General features: G+C 34.2%; 5 protein-coding genes. 3 read left to right on the top strand and 2 right to left on the bottom strand.

Annotated elements, in window-relative coordinates; translation table 11 throughout:
- Window positions 1-433 precede the first annotated feature (433 nt).
- Both ACTIEV_RS15385 and ACTIEV_RS15380 read left to right on the top strand, forming a co-directional pair.
- Complete coding sequence (locus tag ACTIEV_RS15385; protein WP_322196865.1) at window positions 434-946, top strand: DUF1016 N-terminal domain-containing protein; 513 nt, start codon at window positions 434-436, stop codon at window positions 944-946.
- A 251-nt stretch (window positions 947-1,197) separates the two neighbouring features.
- A complete protein-coding gene (locus ACTIEV_RS15380) occupies window positions 1,198-2,136 on the top strand; it encodes a TlpA family protein disulfide reductase (protein WP_322196864.1) in 939 nt (312 codons plus the stop codon).
- Window positions 2,137-2,577: 441 nt separating this feature from the next.
- Here the strand turns inward: ACTIEV_RS15380 and ACTIEV_RS15375 are convergent, their stop codons facing one another.
- Both ACTIEV_RS15375 and ACTIEV_RS15370 read right to left on the bottom strand, forming a co-directional pair.
- The gene (locus ACTIEV_RS15375) at window positions 2,578-3,009 is read right to left on the bottom strand and encodes a helix-turn-helix domain-containing protein (RefSeq protein ID WP_322196863.1); all 432 of its coding nucleotides are present in this window, start codon (window positions 3,007-3,009) and stop codon (window positions 2,578-2,580) included.
- A gap of 10 nt (window positions 3,010-3,019) precedes the next feature.
- Window positions 3,020-3,352, bottom strand: a complete 333-nt coding sequence (locus ACTIEV_RS15370) for a type II toxin-antitoxin system HigB family toxin (RefSeq protein ID WP_322196862.1) — start codon at window positions 3,350-3,352, stop codon at window positions 3,020-3,022.
- 464 nt (window positions 3,353-3,816) lie between these two features.
- Here ACTIEV_RS15370 and ACTIEV_RS15365 point away from each other — a divergent pair, with 464 nt between their 5' ends.
- Entirely contained in the window at window positions 3,817-4,644 is an 828-nt protein-coding gene (locus ACTIEV_RS15365) for a hypothetical protein (protein WP_322196861.1), read from the top strand.
- The last annotated feature ends 71 nt before the right edge of the window (window positions 4,645-4,715 follow it).

Genomic DNA, 4,715 nt, shown 5'->3' with positions numbered 1-4,715 from the left:
GGGTCTCTTTTTAATCCTGTACTGATGATTGCAGGTCTGAGACAATAACACACTTTCTAAACCCTTTATATGGTCTTATGTATACTTAAAAGGAACCAAAACAGACATCAAATGAAATACGAATGAATACCAAATGGCAAACGGACATGTTACGGACTTGTAACGGACTAATAACGGACTGATAACGGAGAAAAAAGCAGCGACGATACCCGTGCGTATTTACTTTTGGAAAGTTCCGAAACTTGCCAAAAGTTTTACCACCCATAGCCCCTTCCGCACAATTCACGATCTGTGAAAGGCAACACTTTATCACACGCATCATATAGAAAACATAGCTGATTTTCTAGAAAAAAATAGTCTTAGAAATAACCCCTATTCATTTGGGTTTCGATGTAACTTTCAAGCATCTCACTACCAAAATTTCAATGCAGTTATGTCTTCTCAACCAGATTCAAATTATCGCAACATACTGCAATCATTAAAAGAAAAAATCAGGCAGGCAAGGTTAAAAGCCACACTTGCCATCAATCAAGAATTGCTCAACGTTTACTGGGAAATTGGTAACACCATTTTACAACAACAACAACAACAAGGCTGGGGCACAAAAGTTATTGACCGTTTTATTACCGACCTCAAAACAGCTTTTCCAAATATGAAAGGATTATCACCCCGTAATGTCAAATACATGCGGGCTTTTGCTGAAGCTTATCCAACCTTTCAAATTGTGCAACGCTCCGTTGCACAATTACAATCAAATGAAAATCAATACACTACAATTGTGCGACGGAGCGTTGCACAATTACCTTGGGGGCATAACTGTACTTTATTGGATAAACTGGATACCATCGAAGAAAGACTATTCTATGCTCAAAAAGCAATCACTTATGGCTGGACGAGAGAATTACCGAGTATTGAAGAGATTGAAACTTGGTTGTATGAGCATTGAATTTTTGTAATCGCTCCCCATGCTTCACGAATTGAAAGCAAAATATGCATGCTCTAAAAAAAGCAAAACAGAAACCAGAACCAAAAATTGTTATCACAACACATCATAATATTTATAATAAATAATCATTATATAATAAAATATTAGGTATATTTACTCATATGAACACAGTGATACAAAAATTATATTACTTATCAATCTGTTTCGTTATCTGGGCGCCATCATTTGGACAAACAAGTATACACTTGATTATGAAAAATGATGGTAAGCACAAATTCGAAAAGATTGATGTCTTTGATATCAGTCAAAAAGAGTTCTATACGATTAAGTATCAGGATACCGCCCACTTTTCTTTTAAAAAGACGAGTATTGATCTTTACAATATTCGTTATCACGCAAACGGTAAAATGTACAGACAGGCTGCTTGGCTTGATGCAGGATCGATAAAGATTGAACTACACGTTGATGACTTAGCACTGAAAATTGACACTGTTTTGAATTCTTCTATTTATTATGAACATCTCAATTTTTATAAAAACAATGCATCTCTATACCAAAAAAAAGATACCGCTACATTATCAGACCTATTACTAAAACTATATGAAAAGCATATAGACAACCCCTATTCACTACAAGCCGGAGAGATGTATATTGGTTTAAATCAGAATTCAAAAAAAGATTTATTAAGGTTCAAATCATTAACTGATAGACAAGGTGATAAATTCAGTTGGTTTTTTCTCTATCCGTTAGTGCATGAAAGATTACATAAAATTTTAGCGATTACTTCCTTAGATTTAAATGCATATACCTTTATTGATCCATCCAATAAAAAAGTAAAACTTCCCACACTTACTGATAACAAATATTATCTACTAGATTTTTGGTTTCTAGCTTGTAAACCATGTATAAGTGATCATAAAGAGATATTTAAAAAACAACCACTACTTGCTGAGAAAAAAATAGAACTGATTAGCATATCAACCGATGATAGTGTGAAAGAGTTGAATCACTATTTGAATAAAAACAATTATAAATGGGCCAACTATTTAGAAACTGATATTAAAAAGATAACTAAAGATGTCGGCATCCGTATTTACCCTACTTATCTTATTCTTGATAAATCCGGAAAAATTATAAGTTCACAAAACACATTTGATAATGTTTTGAAATGGTTGGAAAATAACAATTGAATTATGTGCGGTATGTCAGCTGATGCGTATTAACTTTTGGAAAGTTTCGGAACTTTCCAAAAGTTGTACTACCCCTCCTATGACAGATTTTCGGGTTTTAGTCGTGTTTAGGCATTACCTACGCTGGGTCTCTTTTTAATCCTGTACTGATGATTGCAGGTCTGAGACAATAACACACTTTCTAAACCCTTTATATGGTCTTCTGTATACTTAAAGGGAACCAAAACAGACATCAAATGAAATACGAATGAATACCAAATGGTAAACGGACATGTTACGGACTTGTAACGGACTGATAACGGACTGATAGCGGAGAAAAAAGCAGCGACGATACCCGTGCGCATTTACTTTTGGGAAGTTCCGAAACTTTCCAAAAGTTCCACCACCATGAAAAGGAGCATTCCAACTGCAAGTCGGAAACTGCGGCGAAGTGTATTCTGATTAGACTGCTAGTGCCCTTTTCTTACTACCGGTTTTCAACACACGCACAGGAACTACCAATGCATAAGGTCTATTAAACGCCTCCTGAGATACTTTAAAATGTGTTGCCAGTTTTCTGATCACCTCTTTTGAAAGTCCTTTTTTGTAATGAAGAATATCCGAAACATATCCTTTGCTTACCTCAAGCAGGTCCACCAGATCTTTCGCTTTCATCCCCTGTTCATCCATAAAAGACTGAAGCAATTGAATAGGATCCAAATCAGTGGTGGAAAGGTGATCTGCATCCCACTTTTCAATGAGAAGCGTTAAGAGTGCAATTTCGTCTTTGGTGTTTTTATCTTTAGCACCGGAGAATACCAATTCCTCCAAAGTATTACAATACTTCTTGTATTGAGCAATGCTGGTGATCACTTTATATTTTAATGTTTCCATGGTAGTAGTTTTAATAATGATGAATAAGATATTGTTCCCCCGTTTTACATAGCTTGTCGTATTCTGCATGTGTGCCTATCCAGCAAATAAATAAGTGGACTTGTACATCGCCAAACGCATACTTAGCAATCAGCCGATACTTATTTCCGCTTATATCAAAGACAATTCTATTACTACCCTTCCCTAATAGATCAGCACTCGGAAAAGTAGACTGAATATCCTCGGGTATCACCCAATCAGCATACTTCAATTTAACCAGCCATTCCTCGAAAGAGACTCGACTTTGTGCATTTTGCTTTTTATAAGTATCAACCGTTTCTCGTCTTATCAAATGAATTTTCATAACAAAGGTATATTTATTTTTTCAAAAGTTATCAAAATGAGAACTTTTTTATTCACATTCTATAAAAATACTTTTGTCACCATGATATAGCCGATTATATCGGCTTAATTCCGCTTTTTGTATCCATTGATATTAGTTGGGACTTTACATATGATTCGAAAAATCAGAAGAGAAAATGTGGTTACTAATATTTCCCGATATATGCAATATGATACAATAGTTACCTACACATGGAATTATTGCGGGAAAATAGAATAACTCATTTTATTATGAAGATTTAAAATCATCTTACAATCTTTCCTCGCATTAAGCGTATAAGCTAATCAAATTTGTTAATGTTGGCTTAACTCTAACCTGTAGTTTCTCTCTCTCGAATTAACCTTACATGCTTAAAACAAAAATGACAATCACAAAAACACCATTTTGTATATAGTTTTTTAAATATATTTACAGAAACTGTTTATATGAAAAAATGGTTATTTATTTTCTTTTTTGTTTTCGTTTATGTGACTTATAGCAAGTGCCAGCAGACTCATACCTTACCATTCCAACTTGAGGGTCGAGTTACGGGCATAAACGGGAAAAAAGTCACTCTGGATATTCCTATTTATGCCACTGATAAAAGATTGACAACGATTGTTATTAATGATAGCTTCTTTTTTAAGGGGCAACTTTCAGATAGTATTGTTTTTGCAAGGATATTATTGGATGAAGATATTACCAATCCGACAGGTGGCTATACGAATTTCCCATTTATGCTGTCAAACGGACTTACGAAAGTCAGATTTAGGGCAAACAAAACGAATGATCCTGTAATCAGATACCATTTCAGAGATTTGGCAATCGAGCAGGGCGATGCCGGTATCGAGTATAATAAGTTCCATTCATTAATCAATAAAGAAGTGTTTCAAGGCATGAGCTATAAATCTGACTCTTTATACCTCGATAGCATGAATAGATTTGTGCTGCCCACAAGAAGACAATTATTTGAAAAACTATATACCCGCTATAAAGACTCAATTCAATACGCCTATAATAAAGTAAAGTTGCTTATAACTTTTAGTCAGACAGATTTATATAATGCTCGAACTCCCTTCCTTACAGATATAGAGAAAAAATTTATACTATCATCCTATCAGGCGTTAGTACCTAAATTGATTCATCATACTGAGTTTAATTATATTGATAGTTATTTTTCAAATTATGGAATTGAAAAGAAAATAAAATTTACCGATTTTGAACTTGTAACAACCGATAATAGAAAAATTAGATTATCCTCAATTATTATGTAGGCTCCCCCAAAAAGTTGTCCATTCTTGGTTAGAGTTAACGGGAAAAAGCTTGTTAATTTTAAACTTTGAAA

Origin of the sequence: Sediminibacterium sp. (assembly GCF_051861365.1) — a bacterium.
Lineage (GTDB): Bacteria > Bacteroidota > Bacteroidia > Chitinophagales > Chitinophagaceae > Sediminibacterium.
Note: the sequence above shows the minus strand (reverse complement) of the source record. Positions and strands in the feature narration are given on the sequence as shown.